This window comes from Devosia sp. FKR38, assembly GCF_005222805.1.
GTDB lineage: Bacteria > Pseudomonadota > Alphaproteobacteria > Rhizobiales > Devosiaceae > Devosia.
The window spans coordinates 1,864,758-1,890,011 of the sequence record NZ_STGC01000005.1; the positions used below are offsets into that span (position 1 = coordinate 1,864,758).

20 protein-coding genes are annotated in these 25,254 nt (G+C 65.3%); 5 read left to right on the forward strand and 15 right to left on the reverse strand.

Features of this window, described 5'->3' with window-relative positions; translation table 11 throughout:
• Nucleotides 1-6: 6 nt before the first annotated feature.
• Nucleotides 7-240 (forward strand): ribbon-helix-helix domain-containing protein, encoded by a 234-nt coding sequence (locus E8M79_RS14030; protein WP_137152494.1) that lies wholly within the window; start codon nt 7-9, stop codon nt 238-240.
• On the opposite strand, the gene E8M79_RS14035 is transcribed toward E8M79_RS14030, so the two are convergent.
• Together E8M79_RS14035 and E8M79_RS14040 are read right to left on the reverse strand one after the other, a co-directional pair.
• A complete protein-coding gene (locus tag E8M79_RS14035) occupies nt 233-3,931 on the reverse strand; it encodes an AsmA-like C-terminal region-containing protein (RefSeq protein WP_171015861.1) in 3,699 nt (1,232 codons plus the stop codon). The genes E8M79_RS14030 and E8M79_RS14035 overlap by 8 nt on opposite strands.
• Before the next feature lie 190 nt (nt 3,932-4,121).
• Nucleotides 4,122-6,296: an esterase-like activity of phytase family protein gene (locus E8M79_RS14040; RefSeq protein WP_137152496.1), complete on the reverse strand. Its 2,175-nt coding sequence runs from the start codon at nt 6,294-6,296 to the stop codon at nt 4,122-4,124.
• A gap of 200 nt (nt 6,297-6,496) precedes the next feature.
• Here E8M79_RS14040 and E8M79_RS14045 point away from each other — a divergent pair, with 200 nt between their 5' ends.
• Nucleotides 6,497-8,842, forward strand: a complete 2,346-nt coding sequence (locus E8M79_RS14045; RefSeq protein ID WP_248305000.1) for a UvrD-helicase domain-containing protein — start codon at nt 6,497-6,499, stop codon at nt 8,840-8,842.
• A 63-nt stretch (nt 8,843-8,905) separates the two neighbouring features.
• On the opposite strand, the gene E8M79_RS14050 is transcribed toward E8M79_RS14045, so the two are convergent.
• Entirely contained in the window at nt 8,906-9,295 is a 390-nt protein-coding gene (locus tag E8M79_RS14050) for a carboxymuconolactone decarboxylase family protein (protein ID WP_137152498.1), read from the reverse strand.
• Nucleotides 9,296-9,313: 18 nt separating this feature from the next.
• A complete protein-coding gene (locus E8M79_RS14055) occupies nt 9,314-9,658 on the reverse strand; it encodes a MerR family transcriptional regulator (RefSeq protein ID WP_137152499.1) in 345 nt (114 codons plus the stop codon).
• A 144-nt stretch (nt 9,659-9,802) separates the two neighbouring features.
• Between E8M79_RS14055 and E8M79_RS14060 the strand changes: the two genes are divergently transcribed.
• Nucleotides 9,803-10,120, forward strand: coding sequence for a heavy metal-binding domain-containing protein (locus E8M79_RS14060; RefSeq protein WP_137152500.1), 318 nt, complete (start codon nt 9,803-9,805; stop codon nt 10,118-10,120).
• Between the two features lie 12 nt (nt 10,121-10,132).
• On the opposite strand, the gene E8M79_RS14065 is transcribed toward E8M79_RS14060, so the two are convergent.
• The gene (locus E8M79_RS14065) at nt 10,133-10,963 is read right to left on the reverse strand and encodes a class I SAM-dependent methyltransferase (protein ID WP_137152501.1); all 831 of its coding nucleotides are present in this window, start codon (nt 10,961-10,963) and stop codon (nt 10,133-10,135) included.
• 180 nt (nt 10,964-11,143) lie between these two features.
• Here E8M79_RS14065 and E8M79_RS14070 point away from each other — a divergent pair, with 180 nt between their 5' ends.
• Complete coding sequence (locus E8M79_RS14070; protein WP_171015862.1) at nt 11,144-12,013, forward strand: 50S ribosomal protein L11 methyltransferase; 870 nt, start codon at nt 11,144-11,146, stop codon at nt 12,011-12,013.
• A 98-nt stretch (nt 12,014-12,111) separates the two neighbouring features.
• On the opposite strand, the gene E8M79_RS18685 is transcribed toward E8M79_RS14070, so the two are convergent.
• Together E8M79_RS18685 and E8M79_RS18690 are read right to left on the reverse strand one after the other, a co-directional pair.
• Nucleotides 12,112-12,243: a hypothetical protein gene (locus tag E8M79_RS18685; RefSeq protein ID WP_263574796.1), complete on the reverse strand. Its 132-nt coding sequence runs from the start codon at nt 12,241-12,243 to the stop codon at nt 12,112-12,114.
• 122 nt (nt 12,244-12,365) lie between these two features.
• Entirely contained in the window at nt 12,366-12,500 is a 135-nt protein-coding gene (locus tag E8M79_RS18690; RefSeq protein ID WP_282568109.1) for a hypothetical protein, read from the reverse strand.
• Nucleotides 12,501-12,613: 113 nt separating this feature from the next.
• Here E8M79_RS18690 and E8M79_RS14075 point away from each other — a divergent pair, with 113 nt between their 5' ends.
• Nucleotides 12,614-14,437 (forward strand): aminopeptidase P family protein, encoded by a 1,824-nt coding sequence (locus E8M79_RS14075; RefSeq protein WP_137152503.1) that lies wholly within the window; start codon nt 12,614-12,616, stop codon nt 14,435-14,437.
• Nucleotides 14,438-14,618: 181 nt separating this feature from the next.
• Here the strand turns inward: E8M79_RS14075 and E8M79_RS14080 are convergent, their stop codons facing one another.
• The 8 genes from E8M79_RS14080 to ftsZ form a co-directional block, all read right to left on the reverse strand.
• The gene (locus E8M79_RS14080; protein WP_137152504.1) at nt 14,619-15,113 is read right to left on the reverse strand and encodes a hypothetical protein; all 495 of its coding nucleotides are present in this window, start codon (nt 15,111-15,113) and stop codon (nt 14,619-14,621) included.
• Nucleotides 15,114-15,222: 109 nt separating this feature from the next.
• On the reverse strand, nt 15,223-15,687 hold the full coding sequence (locus E8M79_RS14085) for a DUF3828 domain-containing protein (protein ID WP_137152505.1): 465 nt from the start codon (nt 15,685-15,687) through the stop codon (nt 15,223-15,225).
• Nucleotides 15,688-15,767: 80 nt separating this feature from the next.
• The gene (locus tag E8M79_RS14090) at nt 15,768-17,048 is read right to left on the reverse strand and encodes a hypothetical protein (protein ID WP_137152506.1); all 1,281 of its coding nucleotides are present in this window, start codon (nt 17,046-17,048) and stop codon (nt 15,768-15,770) included.
• 55 nt (nt 17,049-17,103) lie between these two features.
• Entirely contained in the window at nt 17,104-19,305 is a 2,202-nt protein-coding gene (gene ligA, locus E8M79_RS14095; RefSeq protein ID WP_137153381.1) for an NAD-dependent DNA ligase LigA, read from the reverse strand.
• A 159-nt stretch (nt 19,306-19,464) separates the two neighbouring features.
• Nucleotides 19,465-21,135 (reverse strand): DNA repair protein RecN, encoded by a 1,671-nt coding sequence (recN, locus tag E8M79_RS14100; protein WP_137152507.1) that lies wholly within the window; start codon nt 21,133-21,135, stop codon nt 19,465-19,467.
• Between the two features lie 305 nt (nt 21,136-21,440).
• Nucleotides 21,441-22,277 (reverse strand): outer membrane protein assembly factor BamD, encoded by an 837-nt coding sequence (locus E8M79_RS14105; protein WP_137152508.1) that lies wholly within the window; start codon nt 22,275-22,277, stop codon nt 21,441-21,443.
• A gap of 93 nt (nt 22,278-22,370) precedes the next feature.
• Nucleotides 22,371-23,327 (reverse strand): UDP-3-O-acyl-N-acetylglucosamine deacetylase, encoded by a 957-nt coding sequence (gene lpxC / locus E8M79_RS14110; RefSeq protein WP_137152509.1) that lies wholly within the window; start codon nt 23,325-23,327, stop codon nt 22,371-22,373.
• A gap of 109 nt (nt 23,328-23,436) precedes the next feature.
• Nucleotides 23,437-25,116, reverse strand: a complete 1,680-nt coding sequence (gene ftsZ / locus E8M79_RS14115; RefSeq protein WP_137152510.1) for a cell division protein FtsZ — start codon at nt 25,114-25,116, stop codon at nt 23,437-23,439.
• Nucleotides 25,117-25,254 lie beyond the last annotated feature (138 nt).

Genomic DNA, 25,254 nt, shown 5'->3' on the forward strand with positions numbered 1-25,254 from the left:
CCCCTGATGGACAAGCGATCCCTGTCCATCGCCGGCCACCGCACCTCGATCGCGCTGGAGCCCGAATTCTGGGCCGCCCTGGAACAGATGGCGGCGCAGTCGGGCCAGACCATGACCGCTCTGATCTGCGCCATCGACGCCGAGCGCCAGACGGCCAATCTCTCCTCTGCCGCGCGCCTGGCCGTCCTCGCCTGGTATCAGCGCCAGCTGGCTGCCGGCGGCACCCCGCCCATCAGTTGATGGGTTGAAACAGCGGCTCGTTCACCTGAAAATTCAACGGCTGGTTGACCGGCGGTGGCAGCGACAGGTCCAGCGTCTGTTCGCTCGGCACGCTGGGCGCCGTCTCGGCCGGCGGCGTGGTGGTCTGCGGCTGGGTCTGTTGCTGCTGAAGCTGCTGTTGCTGAGCAGCCTGTTCGGCCTTCCGCTGCGCCTCGGCCTGGGCTGCGGCCTCGGCGTCGCGGGCAGCCTGCTCTGCGGCGAGGCGCGCGGCTTCCTCGGCCGCCTTGCGTCGCTGCTCCTCGATCAGTCTGTTGCGCGCTTCGGCGGCCGCCTTCTGCCGCGCGGCATCTTCGGCCCGCAGCGCCTCGAGCCGATCGAGCTCCACCTCATTGGCGCGCACCTGCAGCCCGGCGACGATCTCGTCGAGATCAAGCGTCACCTCGGGCGCCAGCACTGTTCCGCCCAGACTGGTGGAAATGCGGGAGATATCGGGGCTGACCAGTCCTTTGGCATCGGCATAGCCCAGCGGCGTCAGGGCAAAGCCACCCGACAGACCCAGGCTCGGCAGATTGACGCTGACATCGCCCGACAGCCGCGCCCCCGGCCCGTCGATGACCAGATTGTTCACCCGCGCCACGCCCCCGGCAATGGTGAAGGCCCCGGCCGCCGTTGGCGCTGTGAACGCCCCCTGCCCCAGCGCCACGCCGATCAAGGTCTTGAGCGTATCGGCATCGGTATTGAGCACATCCTCGATGCTGGCCACCGAGGGGAACACCCCCGGCGCCAGCTGGTTGGCGCTGAAACCGGCAATCGAAAAGCTGCCCTCCCCGGCCAGAACGGTCATGACCTCGCCCAGACTTACGCCGGAGCCTTCGAACTGTGCGCTGCCATCGAGCTGACCGGCGATCTGGTCCGAAATCGCGGTTGGCGCCAGCACCGACAGCGGCAGGCCCTTGACCGTCAACCGGCCGCTGACCGTCTGCTCGGCAATCGGGCCGGCGCAGCAGGCGGACAGGTCCAGCGACAGCGTTCCGCCGCCATCGCTCGCCGCTTCGAAGCGGGCCAGGCGTACCTTGGTCTCGTCCCAGGTGAAGTCGAAACTGGTCTTGCCCAGCCGGGTCTGGCCGCCCGCCGTCAGCGTGCGCGCCGTGACACTGACCGTGCCCCGCGTCGGGCGTGCGTCGGCGCTGGCATTGAGTGGCCCCTCGGGCCAGATCTCCCCGCCACTCACCAGCGCGGCACGACCAAACACCGACGCCGCCAGCGCTTCGACCGACACCCGGTCCACTTCCAGATCGCCACTCACCGCCGTAGCGTCGCGCGACCGCGTCAGCTCCAGCGCGCCCGAAAATGCCGTATCGCCCGACGTCCCGGCGATCCCTTCCAGCCGGGCCAGGCGATTGCCCTCGAAATGCAACTGCGCCGTGCCCTTGGCCAGCGGCAGGCTGACGCCGCTGGCGCCAACGATCTGGGCCAGCCCGCCGGCATCGGCCAGATCGAGGGTGAGGTCGCCCGTGCCCTGGATTTCGCCGTCGCTGACGCTCACCAGATTGCCCGAGAAGCCGAGGCTTTCTGCGCCCGAGCTGAGATTGATGCGGCTATCCAGACTATTGCTCGGCGAACCGCTGAGCGAGACACTGGCCAACAGCCCCTCGCCGCTCATCAGCGCCGCATCGCCCAGCCCGAGCTGGTCGAGCAGCGCCGCCGTGTCCGCGCCCTCCAGGCTCCCCGTCAGGCGCAATTGTCCGGTGGTCAAGGCACTCAGGCCATCGCCCATCTCGGCCCGCAGATTGAGCTGCCCGGCCCCGGCCGTGCCCCCCAGGGTCACCACCTGCGCCCCGCCATCGACGCGCGGCTCTAGGTCGACCAGCATTTCCGCCGGCGCCGAGCGCGCGAGGTAGTCGCGCCAGCCTTGCGGCATGCCGACAAGATCATAGATCGCGGTCAGCGCCGGCGCGTCGCCGCGCGCAATGCTCAGCCGGCCTGATCCGGACAGCGCCGGCGCCGCCATGTCGCCGCCGATCTTGACCGCCGCGTCAAAACCCAGCCCGCCCCAATTGCCCGCCGACAGCCGCGCGAAATCCACCGCGTCCCCGCTCCACTGGCCATTGGCCACCAGGTCCGTGCCATCCTGCCCGAACAGCCGCGCCGCCGTGCTGCTGAGCGCAAAGCTGCCCGCGGGAAAGCTGATGCCAAAGCCGGTATCGGCCGTCATGCTCGGCAGCATCGCCGCCAGGACGTCGCTGCCTTCGGCGCCCAGGTCAGCGAAATGCCCGACCACATCGAGCCGCTTTTCCTCGCCGAACCCCAGGCGCAGATCCACCGCATGCTTGGCCCCGGCCAGCGTCAGGGCCGCGTCGCCGATGCGCAGCGCGTCGCCCTTGAGCATCACGCTGCCGTCGAGCGAACCGGCCTGGTTGAACAGCGGCGTATCCGGCGTCGGCTTGCGCCACAGCGCCACCAGCGCGTCGAGGCGCTGGCTGCCCAGATGAAAGCGCCCGTCAAAGGCCGGATGCGCACCATCGGCCACCAGCTTGCCGCTGGCGGTCAGTTCAGTATCGCCCGGCAGCCGGGCAATGAAGGTTTCGATGGCCCAGCTCTTGCCGTCTGTACTGGCGTCGACCCGCACATCGCGCAGGGCAAAACCGCGCAGCCCGACTTCGGCCAGGTCGATCCCCACCCGCCCGGGCAGCGGCGGCAACAGCGGCGGCGGCAGTTCCGACAGCAGCCGCACTGCCTCATAGGGCTGCTGGCTCTGGTCTTCCTTGGCGTCGCGCGGCGGCAGGGCGAACACGCCGCCCGACACCACCGCATCAAAACTCCGTCCGGCTCCCAGGCGAATGCTCGCCGCCCCGGTCAGCCGCGTGCCGGCCCGGTTCTGGTCCGGCTGCAGCGTATAGCCCGAGAGCACAATGCGGTCCGTGGAGGCCGTGACCTTGCTCTCCAGCACGAGATCGCCGCGGATGTCGTCGGCGGTCTCGGCCACTGGCGGCACCTGCTTATAGGTCAGCGTGCCGTCAAACTTCGGCGCAATCCCCGCCGTCAGCACGCCCTCGGTGCTCAGCGAAAACGCCGCGCTCACCGGCTGCACAAAGGCAGAAATCCGCGACGCGCCGCTGGCATCGGCCAGCGCCGCATTGATGCGCGCGCTATAGCCCTCGCCGCCATAGCTGCCCGTGCCCTGGAACTGGAACGGGCCGGCCAGGCTCGACAGGCGCAGATTGCCCTCCAGCGCACTGACCACAAAGCTCTCGCCCACCCGCTTGTCCAACAGCCGCAGCGTGCCGCCCACGATGCTGGCCTCGCGCAGCGCCACACCGCCTTCGGCTGCAGCCAGTTGCACGCCGCTGCCAAACAGCCCGCTTTCGTCGACGGTGAAATCCACCACTGGCCCGCGCAGGACCAGCTTGGTGAGGTCATAATTGTCACCCAGGAAATCCATCAGCGAAAATTCGGCTTCGACGCTGTCGACCGTCGCCGCCGGTTCCTCGGGCGATCCAACCAGCACATTGGTGAAGCTCAGCCGCGGCTGCGGCAGCAGGGTGAATTCGATATTGCCGCGAATGGTCACGGGCGAACCCAGCACCTGCGTGGCCAGCGCCTCCATGCGGGTGCGATAGTCGCCCCACTGGATCAGATGGGGCGCAATGAAGGCGCCGCCGAGCACGATGATCGCCAGCACACCAACGACAATGTAGATGCGGTTCAGCACGCCTGGCTCATCCCGTTTCCCCCGGGCAGAGTGTAGGCAAGAGCGCCCGCCGCGCAAGCCCGCCATGGGCTTGAATACACGCAAGGATTCGCACGATTGCCGGAGCGGTCACACCCCGCGCGCCGCCCGCGGCAAAAGCCAACGGCCGGCCCCGCGGGGCCGGCCGTCAACAAAGGGTGATTGCTGGCGATCAGAGCGCGCCGATCGACCACAGCATGGTTTCGCCCGAGCTGTCATCGACACCGTCATTGTCGGTGATGACATAGCCATTGCCGGCAGCGTCGATGGCAAAGCTCTCGACCTTGTCGAGCACATAGCCATTGCCAGCCTTGAGATCGGGCACCAGGTCGCGCACCAGTTCCTTGGTCACGACCGGCAGTTCGCCGTCGAGTGCAGCCGGAACCATCTCGCTCAGCTTGACGCGGTAGATGGCCTTGAGACCTGCCTTGTCGCCGATCTGGTTGTCACGCTCGACGATATAGGCGTAGTCGCCATGCACGGTGATTTCGCTCAGGCCAACCCAGCCGCCTTCCGGCGCGGCTTCGAGCGGATAGCGCACGGCGCCCCAGGTCTTGGTCGCCGGCGTATAGGCCAGCAGCTTGACGAAGCCCTTGTCGTCGTCCTTCCACTCGCGCTGCATGGCAACCCAGAGCACCTGCTCGTCACCGGTACCAACCGCAGCAACGCCCTCGGCGCCAAAGCGGGTCTGGCCGGCCAGCACTTCCACCGGCACGCCGGCTTCACCTGTGATCGCGCCTTCGGCATCCACATGGATCAGCGCATGCGGCACCAGCTTGGCAGAGTCGCCCTCATTGGCCAGCCAGAAGCCGCCCTCACCATCCAGGGTGATGCCTTCGAGGTCGAGCTTCTGCGCCGCGTCACCATCGCGGGTCACGATGGTCTTGGCCGTGATATGGGCCGGCTTGGCATTGGCGTCGATCGTGTAGATCGCCGGGGCGCCCGACAGGAAGCTGTCGCTGACGGCATAGAGGATGCCGGGCTTTTCGGCGTCGGCGACAACGCCCGAAAGCGCAGCCCAGCCAATGGGATGGCCGTCGGCGTCAAGGTCGGAGATGATCGAGGGGAAGGCCGCTTCGCCTTCGGCCAGCTCATAGAGCATGACATGGCTGCCAACGCCGCCGTCTTCGCGCAGGTCCAGCTCATTGGCCGTGGCCAGCAGCTTGCGCGCGGGGATGGCGATCAGGCCTTCGGGCGAAATGCCCGACGGCAGGGCCTGCACGAACTCGGGCTCAGCGCCAGTGTCCTTGTAGACAGCGATCAGCGAGGAGCGTTCCTCGGCGATGAAGATATACTGGCTGTCACCGAACTTGGCGACGTCCAGGCCCTCGGCCTCGACGCCCTTCTTGCTGCGCTTGTCGGGGTAGTGACCCAGCTGGGCAGCCTGCACATCGAGCGCATTGCCGGAGTCAAAGGCCACCGAACCATCGCGGTTGAACACGGTGAAGCCGCGCGAGCCGCCGTTCCAGTCGCCTTCATTGGCGGTGATCAGGCGATCATTGTCCAGCCACTTGACCGCGTCGGGTTCGCGCGGAACCGGCTTCTTGTCAGCCGAGAAATCAATGCGGCCGTCGTTCTTGGTGTCGACGCCGGCAACGCCGGTTTCGCCAGCCGAGAAGCCGCCGGTCACGGTGCCGGTCTTGGCATCAATGATGGCGACCCAGTTGTTTTCCTGCAGGGTCACGGCCACTTCGTCGGCATCGTTGAAGGCGACAAACTCGGGCTCGGCATCTTCCGGAGCGATCTCGGAGAGGCCGGTGACCTCCACCTTCTTGATCCCGGCTTCCGTCACCGCGCCATCGGCCAGCGTGACAATCACGACATAGCCCGACGGCAGCTGCGGCAGCGCGCCATCGTTGACGTCTTCATCGCGCTCGTTCTCGATGGCGATGGCCAGGATCGTGTTGTCCTTGTTGTGGGCGATGGAGTCAGGCTGGCCGCCCAGATCGAACTCGCCATCCACGGCCTTGCTGGCGATATCGACCACCACCAGCTTGCCCGAGGGCGCCACATAGCTCTCGGAGGTATTGACCGCCACATAGGCCTTGGCGCCGATGACGGTGACAGAAGTCGGCTCGCCGCCCATGTCCATGAAGCCGGCAGCCTTGGGCGCCTTGGCGTCGGTGATATCGACAAAGCCGATGCCGCCGGCCGGGCTGTCCGAATAGATCAGCGTCATGCCGTCATCGGTCGCGGTGATGATTTCCGACGAAGTCGCCTTGGCTTCGGCATTGTTCAGCGCCACCGGGAAGCTGGCGACGCGGTTGAACATTTCGGCCGCGCCAACGCCGGCCGTGGTGGCCAGCAGCGAGGCGGTGAGTGCGACGAGAAGTTTGGTCGTGGACATGGCTTTATCCCCCTAGAGTATCAGGGGGACTTAGGCAGCACCGGCTACAGGCGCATGACACATCGGTGACAGATCGGTGACAGTGCCGCGTTCTATACAGGACACCACGCAGTGCCTATATTCGCAGGAGAACAAATCAAGATTCGTCAATTGCCGCGCTGCAGCGCCCGCCTTGGTGCGCAGTGATGGAAAGGCCCTCAATGCCCGGTCCAGTCTCCCCTCTCGAACGTCCGACCGCCGGCGGCATCACCAGCCAGTTCAAGCGCAACCAGGTCCCCGACTACCTGCAGGGCCTCAACGAAGAACAGCGCGACGCCGTGGAGAGCATTGACGGGCCGCTGCTGGTTCTGGCGGGCGCCGGCACCGGCAAGACGCGCGTGCTGACGACCCGCATCGCCCATATCATCAATACCAACCGCGCCTGGCCCAGCCAGATCCTCTCGGTGACCTTCACCAACAAAGCCGCGCGGGAAATGAAGGAGCGCATCGAAAAGCTCGTGCCGCGCCTTGAGGCCATGCCGTGGATGGGCACGTTCCACTCCATCGGCGCGCGCATCCTGCGCCAGCATGCCGGGCTCGTGGGCCTCACCAGCACCTTCACCATCCTCGATACCGACGACCAGATCCGGCTGATCAAGCAATTGCTCGAGGCCGACAATATCGACGAGAAGCGCTGGCCGGCCAAGCTCTTCGCCGCCATGATGGATGGCTGGAAGAACAAGGGCCTGCTCCCCAAGGATGTCTCGCCCGCCGACAGCGGCAGCTATGCCAATGGCCGCGGCGCCCAGCTCTATGCCGCCTATCAGGCCCGCCTCAAGACGCTCAATGCCGCCGATTTCGGCGATCTGCTGCTTGAATGCATCCGCCTGTTCAAGGAGAACCCGGATGTGCTGGCCGAGTACCACCGCAAGTTCAAATACATGCTGGTGGACGAGTATCAGGACAGCAACACCGCCCAATATCTCTGGCTGCGCCTGCTCGCCCAGGGCAAGCCGGCGCCCGAAGCCAATATCTGCGTGGTCGGCGACGACGACCAGTCCATCTATGGCTGGCGCGGCGCCGAGGTCGACAATATCCTGCGCTTCGAGAAGGACTTTCCCGGCGCCAAGGTCATCAAGCTCGAGCGCAACTACCGCTCGACCGGCAATATCCTGCGCGCAGCCTCCAATATCATTGCCTTCAACGAAAGCCGCCTGGGCAAGACGCTACAGACCGATGTCGCCGAGCGGGGCGAGCCGGTCGCGGTGACCCAGGTCTGGGATTCCGAGGAGGAAGCCCGCAGCATTGGCGAGCAGATCGAGCAGTATCAGCGCGACGGCGACGCCCTCAATTCCATGGCCATTCTGGTGCGCGCCAGCTTCCAGATGCGCGAGTTCGAAGAGCGCTTCATCACCCTGGGGCTGAACTATCGCGTCATCGGCGGCCCGCGCTTCTATGAGCGCAAGGAAATCCGCGACGCCCTGGCCTATCTGCGCCTCGTCGCCCAGCCCTCCGACGATCTGGCCCTCGACCGCATCATCAATGTGCCCAAGCGCGGGCTCGGTGACTCCACCGTCCAGCTGCTGCACAGCGCCGCCCGCGCCGCCAACGTCCCCCTGCTCTCGGCCATCCGCATGCTGGTGGAAACCGAAGAGCTCAAGCCCAAGCAGCGCACCACCCTGCGCAGCCTTGTGTCCCAGTTCGAGGACTGGTCCTTCCACGCCCAGACCATGAAGCCCTTTGAGCTCGTCGAGCGCATTCTCGAAGAGAGCGGCTACACCGATATGCTGAGCGCCGACAAATCGGTGGAATCCGAGGGCCGCAAGGAAAACCTCAAGGAACTCAGCCGCGCCATGGAGGAGTTCGACACCCTCGGCGGCTTCCTCGAACACATCGCCCTGGTGATGGATCGCGACAGTGCCGACGCTGCCGATGCCGTCACCATCATGACGCTGCATGGCGCCAAGGGGCTCGAATTCGATACCGTCTTTTTGCCCGGCTGGGAGGAAGGCACCTTCCCCAGCCAGCGCTCCATGGACGAAAGCGGTCGCGCCGGGCTCGAGGAAGAGCGGCGCCTCGCCTATGTCGGCATCACCCGCGGCCGCAAGCGCGTCCGCATTTCCGCCGCCCAGAACCGCCGCATCCACGGCCTCTGGCAATCGGCCCTGCCCAGCCGCTTCCTCGATGAACTGCCGGCCGACGCGGTGGAAGTCACCGACACTGGCTCCTCCTATGGCGGCTATGGCTATGGCGGCGGCGGCGGCGCCAGCAGCCGCTTCAACAAGGCCGACCCCTTTGAGAGCGTCTATGAGACGCCCGGCTGGCAGCGCGCCCGCGCCAATCAGGCCAATCGCAAGGGCGGCGGCCCGCTCACCATCGACGGCGATCTGGTCGCCCGCTCGGTCGATATCGGCAATGACAAATCCGCCTTCGCCTTTGGCGAGCGCGTCTTCCACCTCAAATTCGGCTACGGCGCCATCGCCGCCATCGAAGGCAACAAGCTGACCATCGACTTCGAAAAAGCCGGCCGCAAGAAGGTGCTCGACAGCTTCGTCACCAAGGGGTGACGGCCCCCCTCGTGCAGCGCCAGTCCAACCGGCCCTGCACGAGATGGTTCCGCTGCTTGCCGCCTATGCCGCCAGCGCGCGTTCAGCAAAAACCTCACGCGCCGCTGCTATGCCATTGAGCGCAGAGGGAAACCCGGCATAGACCGCCATCTGCATGATGGTCTCGACCACCTCCTGCTGGCTGAGCCCCACATTGATCCCGGCATTGATGTGTACCTTGAGCTGCGGCCGCGCCGTGCCCATTGCGGTGAGCGCGGCAATCGTGGCGATCTCGCGCGCCCGCAGGTCGAGCCCCGGCCGCGAATAGACATCGCCAAAGGCAAATTCGATCACATAGCGCGCCAGATCCGGTGCGATATCGGCCAGTGAATCGATCACCGCCTGCCCGGCCTGCCCGTCAATCTCGGCCAGGGCTTTCTCTCCGCGCGTATATCTCTCGTTGCTGCTTATCATCGTCGTCCTCATCAAGCGTCAGTCGCCATAGCCGGCGATCTTGGCATCGAGCACATCAAGGCATTCCGTGAGGGCAACCACCCGCAGCGCCACCGCGTCGCGATGCCGGGCCAGCATGGCCTTGCGCTGCCCCTCGGTTCCCGCGCCGGCCGCCCGCAGCCGTGCATAGTCCAGCATGTCGCGGATGGGCATGCCGGTGGTCTTGAGGTGCCCCAGGAACTCCACCCACACCAGTGTCCGCTCGTCATAGGCGCGATGGCCAGACCGGTCGCGCTGGGCGGCGGGCATCAGGCCAATGCGCTCGTAATAGCGGATGGTATGGGCCGTCAGCCCGGTGCGTGCGGCAAGGTCGCTGATCTTCATCGGATGCCCTGATCTCTCGATTTGCTTTGGCTACAACTTCGAGCGCACTCTAAGTCAAGCGCCATTGCGCAACTCTCGCGCGGCGCCCCTTACAGTTAGCCGCCCGCGTCGCTATCTCTTGGTTGTTACAGCGGAGCACGCCCCATGATCATCACCACCACACCCACCATCGAAGGTCGCCCAATCCGCGACTATCTCGGCATTGTCACCGGCGAAGTCATCGTCGGCGCCAATATCTTCAAGGACATGTTCGCCAATATCCGCGACATCGTCGGCGGGCGCGCCGGTGCCTATGAATCCACCCTGCGCGATGCTCGGCTGCAGGCCTTTGCCGAGCTCGAAGACGAAGCCCGCCGCCGCGGCGCCGACGCGGTGATTGGCATCGACATCGACTATGAAGTCGTCGGCCAGGGCGGCTCCATGCTGATGGTCTCGGTCTCGGGCACCGCGGTCAAGCTCTAGGCGTCTGCGCCGTTAGCGCGGGGCCAGGCCCCGCACCATGCCCGACACCTTGGGGATGTGGATGGCGCCGCCACCGGCAACCATGGCCGCCTTGGTCAGCTCATAGAGATGGGCCACGGCGGCATCGTCGGCATCCTGCCCTGGCGGGAACGAGGTCAGCGCCAACACCAGATCCTCGGCGCTGGTGACATTGAGGTCGCCCGCCACCGACGTCATGACCACCTCGTCGAACAGGGCCTCCATCAGCGCCTTGGCCCGGTTGAGGCCAAAGATATCGGCGGCCGGATCGCTTGGCGCGCCGCCAAAGGCCGCCGCACCCAACGCATAAAGCGGCGCCATATTGCCCTCTGCATTGGTCGTCACCGCCACGATCCCACCCGGACGCAAAACACGCCGCAACTCCTTGAGTGCCAAACTCGCGTCGGGCACGTGATAGAGCATGTGGCAGGCGAGCACCGCGTCAAAGCTAGCGTCGGCAAACGGCAATAGGCTGACATCGGCCACAACGCCCTCAACCCGCGCATAATGTCCTGCGGCATTGGCCGCCTCGACCGCCGCCTCCACCATGCCGGCAGAAAAATCGGCTAAGGTCAGATCAAGCTCAGACGGAAAGCCAGCCTTCCCAGCCTCCCACAGCCAGCCCGGACCGCAGCCGATGTCGAGCACCTTGGCGCCTTCTGGCAGGTTCGCCTGCTGGGCGATCCACACGAACCAGTCGGGCTCGTCGCTGCGACCATAGCGACGGTGCAGATTGGCGCGGGCCTCGAGCTTCTTGCTGTCACGATACTGCCGGTCCAGCAGTTCAGCTGGATTGACGCCAGAACCAACCGTTGGATTGCTCATTCGCGTTGCTCCTCAAATTCTGGATGTCGCGGCGATCCGTTCTGACGGCATCGACCGGACTGGGAATGCGTTTCTGCGGCAATGGAGCAAAACTAGCACAGCAAAAGCACAATACGGACATGTCGGATTGACGATCGGGGGCCGATGGCGCAACAAGACCAAAAGCCCAAGGAAACCAGCATGTCTGTCGATCAGCTCACCGCTCCGCTCTCCAAGGATCAGGCCTATGCCCTGGTCGATGCGGTGATGGAGCGCGACGATCTGGCCCTGACCGCTTCGGCGCATGAAAATGAGGACACTGGCGAGTGGTTCTTTGAAGCCACCTGCGACAGCCCGCCGGATGTGGCCGCCTTTGAGGCCCTGGCGCGCGAGACGCTCGGCGGCGAGGTGAGCTTTTCGGTGGCCCCGATCGACCCCGAGATCAACTGGGTGGCCCGCTCGCTCGAAGGTCTCGCGCCGGTGATTGCTGGCGGCTTTTATGTCTATGGCAGCCACGAGACCGGCCCCATCCCCGGCGGCCTGACGCCGATGAAGATCGACGCCGCCCAGGCCTTTGGCACCGGCCACCACCAGACCACCACGGGGTGCCTGGAAGCCATCGACCGCGTGCTCAAGCGCCGCAAGCCGCGCAACATGCTCGATGTCGGCACCGGCACGGGCGTGCTCGCCATTGCCCTTGCCAAGCGCACGCGGCGCAAGGTGCTGGCCAGCGACATCGACCCCATTTCGGTGACCACCACCATCGACAATGCCGCCCAGAACGGCGTCGGTCAGCAGATCATCGCCTTCCAGGCCACCGGGCTCAACCACGCCATCATCGCGCAGAATGCCCCCTATGATCTGATCGTCGCCAATATCCTGGCGGGTCCGCTGATGGCCCTGGCTCCCGCCGTCGGCCTCGCTGCGGCCAAGGGCGCCACCGTCATTTTGTCCGGCATTCTGCAGCACCAGGCGCGCGGCGTCATCAATGCCTATGGCCGCCAGGGCATGGTGCTGACCCAGAAGCTGCAGCGCAAGGACTGGACCACGCTGATGCTGGAAAAGCGCTGACACACTCGTCAGCGCCACACATCACATCCCGGAAAAGCAAAATCCCCGAAGCAGGCTTCGGGGATCACTCAGATCGTCAGCAGTAAACTGCAGCGGCCTTACGGGCGCTTGGTGAACGCGCCGATCAGCTGGTGCTGCATGCGGTAGCTGACCTGGCGGCTCGACTCGCGGCCACGGGCATCGATCACCGAACCCAGCGCCTTGCGAAAATCGTTCTTGCTCTCAGTCATCTTCATCTCCATGCACTTCCGACAAAGGTCTGTTGCCTTCGTCATGAGCCTATTTAGGCTTTCGCGTAACCTTCGGTTAGTCCCAAAATCGAACACCAGCCCTGCATGACTCGCAAGGCCCCTTACCGCTTCGTTAATGGGCGGTTCATCGGCTCGTGTTCGCGCGCATAACGGGCGATATAGCGCCGCGCCTGCTGCTCCCGACCCGTGATAATGGCGTCCATGACGCGCCTGAAAGCCGACTTGGTGCTGGTCATGCTTGCTCTCCATTTCTCTGCTACTAGATTAGGACGACGCCATCGTTTGGGCAGGCCCCTGCACTCACGCCAGCCATGACCGGAGCGCACTCCGGACCAAGGAATTTCTCTCCATGACCTCCAAGACCTTTCCGCCAGCCGTGTTCCAGAGCTTTGAGTCCAAGGCGGATTCCAGCCAGGTCGCGCCCCGCCTTGCCGCCCTGCGCGGCGCCATGGCTGTAGCCGGCGTCGACGCATTTCTCATTCCCCGGGCCGACGCCCATCGTGGCGAATCGGTGCCGCCGGGCGAGGCGCGCCTGGCCTGGGCCACCGGCTTTACCGGTTCGGCCGGCGTCGCCGTGATCGGCCAGCAGGACGCGGGCCTGTTCGTCGATAGCCGCTATACGCTCCAGGCCCCGGCCGAGACCGACACCGCGCTGGTCACGGTGCACGAATGGCAGCAGGGCGGCTATTCGCCCGACCTCACCCGCTATGTGCCCAAAGGCGGCACCCTGGCCTATGATCCGTGGCTGCACACGCCCGGCGAAGTGCGCGACCTCATCGCCAAGCTCGATGGCCACGCCAGCGTCGTGCCCCATGCCAATCTGGTCGATGCCGTCTGGAGCGACCGCCCCGGCGCGCCCGTCAGCACCATCGAGATCCTGGGCCACAACCGCGCCGGCCGCGCCGCGACCGACAAGATCGTCGATATCCAGGCCCTCCTCGGCCAGGACGGCGCCGATGCCGGCGTGCTGACGCTGCCCGAGTCGATCTGCTGGCTGCTCAATATCCGCGGCCGCGACGTGCCCAATACGCCCTTCGTGCTCGGCTTTGCCATCGTGCCCGCCACGGGCAAGCCAACGCTCTATCTCGACGCCGCCAAGATCACGCCCGAACTGCGCTCCGGTCTCGAGGGCGTCGCCGACATCGCCGAGAGCACCCAGTTCGCCGCCGCCCTTGCCGCCCTGGGCGCCGCCGGCCAGGCCGTGCTGGTCGATCCCGCCACTGCGCCCCAGGCCGTGCTGACCACGCTGGGCGATGCCGGCGCCAAGCTCATCGAAAAGCGCGATCCGGTGCTGCTGCCCAAGTCGCGCAAGAACGATGCTGAACTGGCCGGCATGCGCGAGGCGCATCGCCTCGACGCTATTGCCCTGGCCAAATTCCTCGCCTGGTTCGACGAGACCGCCCCCAAGGGCGAACTCACCGAGATCGGCATCGTCACCGCGCTCGAAGCCTTCCGCCGCGAGGAGGAGAGCTGCGTCGACGCCAGCTTCGATACCATCTCCGGCGCCGGCCCCAATGGCGCCATCGTGCATTATCGCGTCACCGAAAAGACCGATCGGACCCTGGCTGCAGGCGAGATCATGCTGGTCGACAGCGGCGCGCAATATCTCTCGGGCACCACCGACATCACCCGCACCCTTTCCACCGGCAAGCCGAGCGATGAGGAACGCGACCGCTATACCCGCGTGCTCAAGGGCATGATCGCCATTTCCATGGCGCGCTTCCCCGGCGGCACCAGCGGCGCACAGCTCGACGTGCTGGCGCGCCAGTTCCTCTGGCAGGATGGCGTGACCTATAACCATGGCACCGGCCATGGCGTTGGCGCCTATCTGGGCGTGCACGAAGGCCCCATCGGCCTCTCGTCGCGCTATCCCCTGCCGCTGGAAATCGGCAATGTGCTCTCCAACGAGCCCGGCTACTACAAGACCGGCGGCTTTGGCATCCGCATCGAGAACCTGATCACCGTGCGCGCCAGCGCCGGCTTTCCCGGCTATCTCGATTTCGAAACCCTCACCCTGGTGCCCATCGACAAGCGGCTGATCCGCAAGTCGATGCTCACCGCCGCCGAACGCGCCTGGCTGGACGCCTATCACGCCCGCATCTGGGACGAGATCGGCCCGGCGGTGAAGGGTAAGGTCCGCGACTGGCTCAAGCAGGCCTGCGCCGAACTGTAGAGCGTTTCCCTCTTCAGTGGACTTGCGGCTCCTTTGCCTCCCTCCCCCTTGAGGGGAGGGACCGAGGGAGGGGGTCCGTCGGTGGCCCTCTGAACCACCCCCACCCCAACCCTCCCCTCAAGGGGGAGGGAGACGACTGTGGGTCCAGTTCTCATCAGAACAGTGAGGCTCCACGCACGCCTCAGTTGCGCAAGGGATCGTAGATCAGCGCCCAGCTCAGCAGCCAGTGATCCTCGTCGCCCAGCGAGGCGACATCATCGACCTTCCAGCCGCCATCCTCGTGCACCGCGGCAATGCTGAGCAGGCGCGGATGATCGAAATTGTGGTAGCTGACATTGATCAGCGCCCGCTCCCCGATCACCACCGGCTCGCCGATGCTCATGTCAAACAGCAGCGCCGACACATCGGGCAGGAACGGGTTGAAGCTCTGCGCCGGCGGGGCCGCGCCGGGCTTGGCGTCGTCATCGCTGAGCACGCGGTTTTGGCTGGCCTGCTCGAAAATCGCCTTGAGCCGGTTCGAATAATAGACCGACGGGTCGCTGGCCATGACGCCGGGCTGGTACTCGGCGTAGATGGCCGTCACCAGCGCCTTGGGGTCACTGAACTCTTCGGCCTGGGCCAGCGGGACGGCGGCGAGCATCATGCCCGCCACCGCCAGAATTTGAACTGCGCGCATCCACGTCCTCCTGATTGCGGCTCAAGGGCTAGCCAGAGGGCGCGGCGCAAGCATGGTCGGCTGATGGCCGAACTGCGGCAGATCCATTACAGTTCGGCAATCGGGTCGCCTATTGGCCGCCGGCAGCCATGGCGAACAGCTCGCTCAGGCGCCAGGGGAAGTCCCCCAGCGTCGAGGCGACATCGTCCACTTTCCAGCCGCCATCCTCGAACACCAGATCATAGGTCAGCGCGCGCGGCTCGCCCATGTTCTTGAAGGTCACATCGACCGTGGCGAAATCGCCCGCAATTGCCGGCGCAGCCATGGCCAGCTCGGTCAGCTGATAGTCCTGCCCGTCGACATAGGGGTCGAAATCAATCGCGCCGATCTCACCCTCGGGGGTGATTTCCGCGTCGTGATCATACAGCGCCTGCAGCGCCTTGGAGCGCAGCAGCGTTTCATCCTCGGGGAAATTGCCACTGATATAGGGCGCGTAGATCGCCTCGATCAGCGCCTCGGGCGTCTCATAGGACTGGGCCGCGACGGCGGCGGAAAAGGCCAGGAACAGGCCAGTGACAAGGGCGGCAAGGCGCATCGATAGTCTCCAGGATGGGCGTTATGAAGGGCAGCATGGCAGAACGGCACATAGGACGGCAAGCGACCTACAGCGGCTAGTCAGTTGAACCAGAAGCTATAATCGATCAGCCGCTCGCCAAACACGCGATTGGCGGCCGCAAAACTCTGCGCATCGGCCACCGGACCGTCGCGCAGATAGGGCACCGCCGCCTGGCCGGTCAGCAGCAGCACCAGATCCGTGCGCTCGGCCTCGGCAAAATAGGCGGCCAGGTCAAAACCCTTCTGGAAGCGCCAATGCGGGATCAGCAGTCTGCCATCGATGATCTGGTCGAGCACATCGAGTGTCTCGCGCCACGCCGTTACCGACTCCTCGGAAATGGCCATGTCGGGGATCAGGGACGTCTGGCGCGGACTGGGCAGCAGTTCGCGATTGTCATCGGTCTCGGCCAGGATCAACTCCCAGTTCTGCCGCGACAGCGCTGTGATGTGATGCAGCTTGGCCGGAATGGCCTGCAGCAGCGGTCTGTCGACCACCGGGAAGTTGAGCGTGTGCACCGCCGCGATCAGGTCGGCAATGCCGGAGTCGCTGTCCGGATCCAGCATCAGCGAACCGCCGCGGATATAGTCCTGCATGGGCAGGCTCGCTGCGGGAAACACCCGATGCAGATAGGCGGCATAGAAGTCGGAAAAGCCATGCGCCAGCAGCAGGTCGAGCTGCACTGCCAGCACCTGGGTATAGCCGGCCAGCCAGATGGAATCAGCCGCGTCAAAGCCAATGCTGGTGTCGCGGCCCATACCCTTGCTGATCGACTTTTCCGTCGCCACGGCATCGGCGCCGAAATCGCCCATCAGCGGCGCCAGCACCAGGCCCAGGCTCTCGCCCTCCTCCACCTGTCCGTCGCCATTGAAGTCGATGCGCGCCTTGAGCACGTCAAGCGGCACCACATAGTCGGTGCCCGCAGCGCCGCCGCATTCAAAGCCGGCCTGAGCCGCTTCGAGATCAGCGCGGAAGTCGCTCAGCATCAGCCGCAGGTCGTCATAGCCCATCGGTTCGGGATCGGGATTGATCGGGGCCGGCGGCATGCCGGTGTCCATGCTGCCCAGGCCCAGCAGCAGCGCCGCCGTCGGCGTGCCCGGTGTCGTGGCGCCATAGCGGTAGAGATCGAGCGCCAGGCCCTCAAAGGCGCTGGCCAGCCCCAGCATCGACCAGGCAAAACAGGCCTCAGGCTCCCCGGCGTCGCGCGCGGTCTGCAACTCGGCCTGCCCGGCCACCGCCGTACCGGCAGAGAGATGCCAGGCGACCATGTCGCCCACCTCGCTCGCCTGTGCGGCGAATGGCGCAACGCACAGCGCCGCAGTGACCAGGCCCAAAATCCGCATCGCCGTCTCCTCCGGGGATATTGGCCCCATGGCGGGCCATCTGGGCCAGCCTAGTCTATTTGCCGATGCGCGCGAACCATTGGTCCTCGGTCAGCACTTCAACGCCCAGATCGGACGCCGCCTTGAGCTTGGAGCCTGCGCCCGGCCCGGCCACCAGAATATCGGTCTTGGCCGAAACCGAGCCAGCCACCTTGGCGCCCAGCCTTTCGGCCATAGCCTTGGCTTCTGAACGTGTCATTTTTTCGAGCGAGCCGGTGAACACCACCGTCTTGCCCGCCACCAGGCTGTCGGCCGAGACATTGACCACATAGGGCTGCGGCGTCACCTGGGCCAGCAGCGCCTCGACCACATCGTCATTGCGTTCATTGCCGAAGAAATCGACCAGCGCGCCCACCACCGTGCCGCCAATCCCATCCACCGAGGGGAAGACGCTGGCCGGATCCGCAGCCGCTGCCGTCAGCTTGCCCACGCGGATCAGCTCTTCCATGCTGCCAAAGGTGCGCGCCAGCACCGCCGCCGTGGTCTCCCCGATATGGCGGATGCCCAGCGCAAAGATGAAGCGATCCAGCTCCGGATTGCGCCGCGCATCGATGGCGGCAAACAGCTTGTCGAGCCCCTCGTAGTTGCGCTCCTCCACCGCGCGCACCGCCTTGCGCACCTTGCCCGAGGCCGCCTCGCGCTGCCGCGCCTGCGCCTCGCGCCGCTCGGCCAGCGCCTGCTGCACCTCGGGGCGACGATCCTTCAGGGTGAAGATGTCGGCCGCCGTCCGCACAAGACCGGCCTGGAAGAACAGATCGATATTCTCCGCCCCCAGCCCCTCGATATCCATGGCGCCGCGCGACACGAAATGCCGCAGCCGTTCGATAGCCTGGGCCGGACAGATCAACTCGCCCGTGCAGCGGCGGCGCGAATCCTCCTTGCCAGTCTTCTCATTGATCTCCCGCGTCGCCGCCGAGCCGCACACCGGGCAGACATGCGGGAACTGGTATGGCTGGGCCTCGGCGGGCCGCTTGTCGAGCACCACGCGCACGATCTGCGGGATGACATCGCCCGCCCGCTGGATCACCACCGTATCGCCGATGCGGATATCGATCCCTTCGCGGATCGGCTCGCCCTTGCTGTCGATGCCGCGGATATAGTCCTCATTGTGCAGCGTGACGTTTTCAACCACCACGCCGCCCACCGTCACCGGTTCCAGCCGCGCGACGGGCGCCAGCGTGCCGGTGCGGCCCACCTGGATATCGATGGAGCGCACCACCGTGGTCGCCTGCTCGGCCGGGAACTTGTGCGCCACGGCCCAGCGCGGCTCGCCGGTGACAAAGCCCCAGCGACGCTGCAGTTCGAGCTGATCGACCTTGTAGACCACGCCGTCGATGTCATAGCCCAGCGAGGAACGCTGCTGCTCGATCAGCCGGTACTGCGCGATCAGCTCCTCGGCCGATTGCGCCCGAACCATCAGCGGGCTGACGCGAAAGCCCCATTCGGCAAATTTCTGCACCGACTCGAACTGCGTCGGCGCCGGATCAGCCGTGGTATAGCCCCAGGCATAGGCAAAGAAATTGAGCTTGCGGCTGGCCGTCACCGCCGGATCCTTCTGCCGCAGCGAGCCGGCCGCCGTATTGCGCGGATTGACATAGTCCTGCCCGCCCGCCGCCGCCGAGCGCGCCTTGAGCGCCTGGAACTCGGCATAGCTCATATAGACTTCGCCGCGGATTTCGATGACATCCGGCCAGCCCGAGCCGGCGAGGCGCTCCGGAATATCCGCGATCGTCCGCAGATTGGCGGTGATATCCTCGCCCACCGTGCCGTCGCCGCGCGTGGCGCCCTGCACGAACACGCCCTTCTCATAGCGCAGCGAGGCCGACAGCCCGTCAATCTTGGGCTCGGCGGTGAAGGCTATTTCGAGATCCTTGTCCCGCTCGAAAAACCGCCGGCCGCGCTCGATGAAATCGAGCACGTCGTCATCGGTATAGGCTTTGGCGAGGCTGAGCATCGGCTCGCCATGCCGCACCTTGGCAAAGCCCTCGGCCGGCGGCGCGCCCACCGACATCGACGGACTATCCTCGCGCACCAGATGCGGAAACGCCGCTTCGATGGCGTCGTTGCGCCGGCGCAGCCCGTCATATTCGGCGTCGGTGATCTCGGGCGCGTCATTCTGGTGATAGGCGATATCGGCGGCAGCAATGGCGCTGGCCAGTCGCGCCAGCTCGGCATCGGCCTCGGCCTCGGTCAGCTCGTCGACGGGCTTGTGGGTCAGGTCGGTCATGGCGCTACTCGGATCGCATTTCGTTTGAAATTGGTATCAAGACGCTCGCCTGGGTACAGCCCAAGGGTAGCATCCGCGCTCACCTCTTGGCACCGCAAGGTCACGCCCTGAGATCTGCCCCTCCCCTTCAGGGAGAAACACGCTGGAGGCTCACCCCACCTCGCTCAGCAACTTGCTGGCAGCGGCGCGCGCTTCGTCGGTCACCGTGGCGCCGGCCAGCATGCGCGCCACCTCTTCCTGCCGCGCCGCTGTGTCCAGCGGTTTGACATGGGTGCGCATGAAGGCGCCTTCCCGAACCATCTGCTTTTCGATCAGCAGATGGCGCTGCGCCCGCGCCGCCACCTGCGGCGCATGGGTGACTGCGAGCACCTGCACCTTGCCGGCCAGCCGCGCCAGGCGCCGGCCAATGGCATCGGCCACCGCCCCGCCCACGCCAGTGTCGATTTCGTCAAAGATCAGCACGGGCGCCGAGCCACGATCGGCCAGCACCACCTTGAGCGCCAACAGGAAGCGGCTCAGCTCGCCGCCCGAAGCCACCTTGAGCAGCGGCCCGGCCGCCGTGCCCGGATTGGTCTGCACGTGAAAGGCAATCTGGTCATAGCCCGAGGCCGCCACACGCGCACTGTCGACCTGATGGTCAACGATGAACTTGGCCGATCCCAGTTTCAGATCAGGCAATTCGGCACCAACTGCCTTGCCCAGCGCCGTGGCCGCCTTGGCGCGCCCGGCGCTCAGCTTGTCGGCCGCCTTGCGATAGGCCTCCATGGCCTTGGCCTGCGCCGCCTCCAGCGCCACCAGCCGGGTCTCCCCGCTCTGCAGCGTCTCAAGATCAGCGCTGTAGCGCGCCAAAACTTCCACCAGACCATCACAGGTGGTGTGGTGCTTGCGGGCCGCGGCGCGCAGCGCAAACAACCGCTCCTCGACATCCTCGAGCTCGGAGGGGTCATAGGCCATGGCGCGCTTGAGGTCTTCCAGCGCATCGCTGGTGCGATCGAGACTTGCCAGCGAGGCATCCAGCGTATCGACAATGGGCTGGAACAGCGTGGCGCCGCCATCGATCTTGCGCATCAGCCGCCGCATCAGGCTGGCCAGCGCTGGCGCCGGCGCCGCCGGGCCATTGAGCATGTCGTCGATCTCGCGCACATCCGACACCGAGCGCTCGACCTGCTGCAGATGCTGCCGGCGCTCGGCCAATTGCTCTTCTTCGCCGGCCACCGGGCCAAGCTTGGACAATTCATCCACCGTGTGCCGCGCATAGTCCTCGGCTGCCAGCGCCTCGGCCACCAGGGCCTTCTGCGCCGCCACGGCGGCGAGGGCATCGCTCAGCGTGCCATGCGCGACGCGCACCGCCTCGGCTGCGGTCTCCAGCTCGCCAAAGGCATCGAGCGCCGCACGATGGGTGGCCACGTCCACCAGCGCCCGGTCGTCATGCTGGCCATGGATTTCAATGATCTGGCTGCCCACGCGCTGCAGCAGCGCCGCCGACACCGGCTGATCATTGATGAAGGCGCGGGTGCGCCCGTCGGCGAACTGCACCCGGCGCAGGATAATGTCTTCGTCATCGGGGATGGCATTGTCGCGCAGCGCCGCGCGCGCCGGATGGTCGGCGGCCAGCTGCAAGACCGCCACCACCTGGCCGCTCTCCTGCCCGCTGCGCACCAGCGAAGCATCGCCGCGCCCGCCCAGCGCCAGCGTCAGCGCATCGAGCAGAATGGATTTGCCCGCACCCGTCTCGCCGGTGAGCACGGTCATGCCCCCATCCAGCGCCAGGTCGAGCTGATCGATCAGGACGATATTGCGAACCGAGAGCGCGTTCAGCATGCGCGACCATTCCCGAACTTGTGTGAACCGACCGGCGGCCGGTGCTCACGTCTATCTAGCATCCCGGCGCCGGTTCGGCGAACGGCGCAATCCCCTTTGCACACACAAAAGGATTTGGGGCGGATCATACCCAACCAGAACAAAATGGCAACACATTCTTGCCGGCAGCGGCCATAGTGCACGCCGGCTGCCGCGTGCAATCTCGCTGCGCCAGGACCCAAAAACAAAACGGCGCCCGCCATCCCCTGGGGATCAACGGACGCCGCCAATCAGATGACGCGCTGGAGGTCAGCGCGTCGGAAAGCTTACTTGCGGATGCCGGCCAGCCAGCTGCCGCTATTGGCCGTTGGCGCCAGACCCTGCTTGCCGAGCAGGTCAAAGGCCTGCTTGTACCAGGTGCTGGAGGGGTAGTTGTGGCCCAGCACTTCGGCGGCCGACATGGCCTCGCTGGTCAGACCCAGCGACAGATAGGCTTCGGTCAGGCGGTACAGGGCTTCCTCGATATGGGTCGAGGTCTGCCAGGTCTCCACCACTTCGCGGAAGCGGTTGATGGCGGCGGCATACTGGCCATTGCCCAGGTAATAGCGGCCAACCGACATTTCCTTGCCGGCGAGCTGGTCATAGGCCACGAGCAGCTTCTCGCGCGCATCCTTGGCATATTCGGACTTGGGATAGTTCGAGATCAGCAGCGTATAGGTGTCGATCGCGTCCTTGGACAGCTGCTGGTCGCGCGTGATGTCCTTGATCTGCGCGAAATAGGAATTGCCCTTGAGGTAGAGGATATAGGGCACGTCCTTGCCATTGGGATAGAGCGCCAGATAGCGATCCGCGGCCAGCACAGCGTCGTTGAGCTTGTTGGAGCGGTAGTTGGCAAACACCTGCATGACCTTGGACTGCGGCAGCAGCTCGCTGTCGGGATGCTGGCGGTCGAGCTTTTCCAGCGACTTCACGGCCGACTGGAAATACTGGCGATCGATATCGTCCAGCGCCTTCTGATACAGCGTCTGCGCCGGGATGATCGGCTCTTCCTTGATCTTGGCGGGCCCGAACAGGGAACAACCGGCGAGCACGACGGCCACCATGGCAATGGTCACAAAGCGGGCTGCGCGGCCGGTTACGCCACCGAAACTATCAACTGTCACGAACTGCCCCGTCTTTCATAGGTCACGCCGCTGGTCATAGCGGCCTATTCACGAATTGGATCAAAACTGTGGCGCCTGTTGGCGGCCGAAGGCTCAGCGGACCGAGCGCAGATACGAATTCACCGCCAGCCCCTGGGGCTGTTCGTCGAACGCCTGATATTCGAGCGGCAGATCTTCCGCATTGACTATTTCATAATTGGCGTCGCTGGAGAAGAGTCCGGACAGCACATGGGCATTGAGCGCATGCCCGCCCTTGTACGAGCGGAAGCGGCCCCAGATCGGCAGCCCGCCGAGCGAGAGATCGCCAATGGCATCGAGCAGCTTGTGGCGGACGAACTCGTCCTCATAGCGCAAGCCGCCCGGATTGAGGATGCGGTTCTCATGCACGGTGATGGAATTGTCCAAGCTCGAGCCCAGCGCATAGCCGGCCTGGCGCAGGATCTTGGCGTCGCGGGCAAAGCCGAAGGTACGGGCGCGCGACACATCGTCGAAATAGCGGCGCGGTGTCCAGTCAAAGATCATGCGCTGGCGGCCAATGACCTTGCTGTCGAAGTCGATTTCGAGGTCGAGCGAGCGGCCATTATAGGGCTCAAGCGCGGCAAATGCGTCATTGTTGCGCACGGTCACGGCGCGCATGATCTTGAGGAACTTGCGCTGCGCCGGCTGAATTTCCAGTCCCACGGCCAGGATAGCCTCGCAGAACGGACGCGCGCTACCATCCAGGATCGGGCATTCGCTGCCATCGATGGTGATCAGGGCATTGTCCACGCCCATGCCGCTCAGGGCCGAGGTGACATGCTCGATGGTGGCGACGCTGATGCTGTCGCCCAGGTCCACCGTGGTGCACAGCGTGGTGCGGCTCACACGGGAAAAATGCACTTTGACCGGCGTGGTGGTCTTGCCGTCGCCCAGCGTGCGGCAGATCATGAAGCCGCTGTCGGGGGCCGAGGGGGAAATCTTGAGATTGGCAGGCTGAGCGCTGTGCACGCCATAGCCGGAAAATTCAACCGCGGAGGCCAGGGTACGCTGCCGCGTAGAAAGTTTTTGCATACTCAAGATACTCCGACTTCAAAACCGTCCGGCCAGCGACTCTAGTAGCCAAAAAAAGCTCGGTGCGGAAGCCGCACCGAGCAATCTTTAGCAAAACTGTAAACAGCGATCAGCCGTGCTTGCGCAGGAAGGCCGGGATCTCCAGGCTCTCCTTCTGCGGCGGCGCAGCCGGGGCACGACCCTGGGCATCCAGATTGCCCTGCGCACCCAGCGTGGGGCTGGGAACACGGGAAGCCCTTGCCGGACCAGCTTCAATCGCGCTGCGGGCAGCGGCATCGTCAGCCGAGGAATAGGCGGTTTCGTCCTTGGCCGGTGCCGGGGACTGCCCCAGGTTCAGCCCGACATTGGAGGCCAGACGCTTGAACAGGGCGCGGGCATTGCGGGGCTCGGGATCGACACGATCCTGCAGCTCCTGTGTCCGGCGCGCAACAACCGGCAGCTCCTCGGTGCGCGGCATGCGGCGCTGGCCTTCCGGCCGGGCAGCGTGGGACGGCACATAGACGCTGGGCACGGGCTGTTCTTCTGCCATGCGCGGCTCGTCTTCGTCATGGCTGGGCATGGGCGCAGCCGGAATATAGGGCTCGACGAACACGCCGTCGTCCTCATGGGACATCTGCGGCGCCGGCGCCTGGGCGGCGTTGAACGAGAAGGCTTCGGCCACAGCGGCTTCGACCTGGTGTTCGATCTGCTGGCTGACCACGGCGGGCGTGGCAACCGGGGCGCGCTCTGCAGCAACGCGGGTCGGCTCGACCGGCACATGGCGACGCACTTCGAGCGGCGTGCGCGAGGCATGCGGCTTGGCGGGCTCGAGCGCCTGCACCATGGTCGCATCGGTGCCCGTGGCCACCACAGAGACGCGGATCGTGCCGGTCAGGCTCGGATCATAGGTTGCGCCCAGGATGATATTGCAATCCGGGTCGACTTCTTCGCGAATGCGGCTGGCCGCTTCGTCGACTTCATAAAGGGTCAGGTCCGGGCCGCCGGTGATCGAGATCAGCAGGCCACGGGCGCCATGCATGGACACATCGTCCAGCAGCGGATTGGCAATGGCGGCTTCGGCAGCGTGGCGGGCCCGATCTTCGCCCGAGGCTTCGCCGGTGCCCATCATGGCCTTGCCCATGCCACGCATCACGGCGCGCACGTCGGCGAAGTCGAGGTTGATCAGGCCTTCCTTGACCATGAGATCGGTGATGCAGGCGACGCCCGAGAACAGCACCTGGTCGGCCATCGCAAACGCGTCAGCAAAGGTGGTCTTCTCATTGGCCACACGGAACAGGTTCTGGTTCGGAATGACGATCAGCGTATCGACATGGCGATGCAGCTCGTCGATGCCGTCTTCGGCCAGACGCGCCCGGCGATTGCCTTCAAAATTGAACGGCTTGGTGACAACACCCACGGTCAGGATGCCCTGCTCGCGTGCGGCACGCGCCACAACGGGCGCTGCGCCGGTGCCGGTACCACCACCCATGCCGGCCGTGATGAACACCATGTGCGAACCGCTCAGGTGATCGTTGATTTCGTCCCAGCTTTCTTCGGCCGCCGCACGACCGACTTCCGGGTGCGATCCGGCGCCCAGGCCTTCGGTGACGCCGACGCCCAGCTGGATGATGCGCTGCGCCTTGCTGAGGGCCAGGGCCTGCGCATCGGTATTGGCAACCACGAAGTCCACGCCATCAAGACCAGACTCGATCATGTTGTTGACGGCGTTGCCGCCAGCACCACCGCACCCGAAAACGGTGATGCGGGGCTTGAGCTCCTGGATGTCCGGGATGGTGAGGTTGATAGTCATGAATGGCCTCATAGTGGCGGTGTTGGTAAAGATTTACCCCTCAAAACGTTAACCGGCCCCTAACAATTGTCCCGTGGACGTTAACAAGATCGCAAAATGCGACTCCGAATGGTTACCGGTTCAAGCCGCGTTAACCAT

Coding starts and splice junctions, on each gene's coding strand:
- E8M79_RS14030 (WP_137152494.1), top strand. CDS start 7: ATGGACAAGCGATCCCTGTCCATCGCCGGCCACCGCACCTCGATCGCG.
- E8M79_RS14040 (WP_137152496.1), bottom strand. CDS start 6,296: ATGTCCACGACCAAACTTCTCGTCGCACTCACCGCCTCGCTGCTGGCC.
- E8M79_RS14045 (WP_248305000.1), top strand. CDS start 6,497: ATGCCCGGTCCAGTCTCCCCTCTCGAACGTCCGACCGCCGGCGGCATC.
- E8M79_RS14050 (WP_137152498.1), bottom strand. CDS start 9,295: ATGATAAGCAGCAACGAGAGATATACGCGCGGAGAGAAAGCCCTGGCC.
- E8M79_RS14055 (WP_137152499.1), bottom strand. CDS start 9,658: ATGAAGATCAGCGACCTTGCCGCACGCACCGGGCTGACGGCCCATACC.
- E8M79_RS14060 (WP_137152500.1), top strand. CDS start 9,803: ATGATCATCACCACCACACCCACCATCGAAGGTCGCCCAATCCGCGAC.
- E8M79_RS14065 (WP_137152501.1), bottom strand. CDS start 10,963: ATGAGCAATCCAACGGTTGGTTCTGGCGTCAATCCAGCTGAACTGCTG.
- E8M79_RS14070 (WP_171015862.1), top strand. CDS start 11,144: ATGTCTGTCGATCAGCTCACCGCTCCGCTCTCCAAGGATCAGGCCTAT.
- E8M79_RS18685 (WP_263574796.1), bottom strand. CDS start 12,243: ATGACTGAGAGCAAGAACGATTTTCGCAAGGCGCTGGGTTCGGTGATC.
- E8M79_RS18690 (WP_282568109.1), bottom strand. CDS start 12,500: ATGACCAGCACCAAGTCGGCTTTCAGGCGCGTCATGGACGCCATTATC.
- E8M79_RS14075 (WP_137152503.1), top strand. CDS start 12,614: ATGACCTCCAAGACCTTTCCGCCAGCCGTGTTCCAGAGCTTTGAGTCC.
- E8M79_RS14080 (WP_137152504.1), bottom strand. CDS start 15,113: ATGCGCGCAGTTCAAATTCTGGCGGTGGCGGGCATGATGCTCGCCGCC.
- E8M79_RS14085 (WP_137152505.1), bottom strand. CDS start 15,687: ATGCGCCTTGCCGCCCTTGTCACTGGCCTGTTCCTGGCCTTTTCCGCC.
- E8M79_RS14090 (WP_137152506.1), bottom strand. CDS start 17,048: ATGCGGATTTTGGGCCTGGTCACTGCGGCGCTGTGCGTTGCGCCATTC.
- recN (WP_137152507.1), bottom strand. CDS start 21,135: ATGCTGAACGCGCTCTCGGTTCGCAATATCGTCCTGATCGATCAGCTC.
- lpxC (WP_137152509.1), bottom strand. CDS start 23,327: ATGCAAAAACTTTCTACGCGGCAGCGTACCCTGGCCTCCGCGGTTGAA.
- ftsZ (WP_137152510.1), bottom strand. CDS start 25,116: ATGACTATCAACCTCACCATCCCGGACATCCAGGAGCTCAAGCCCCGC.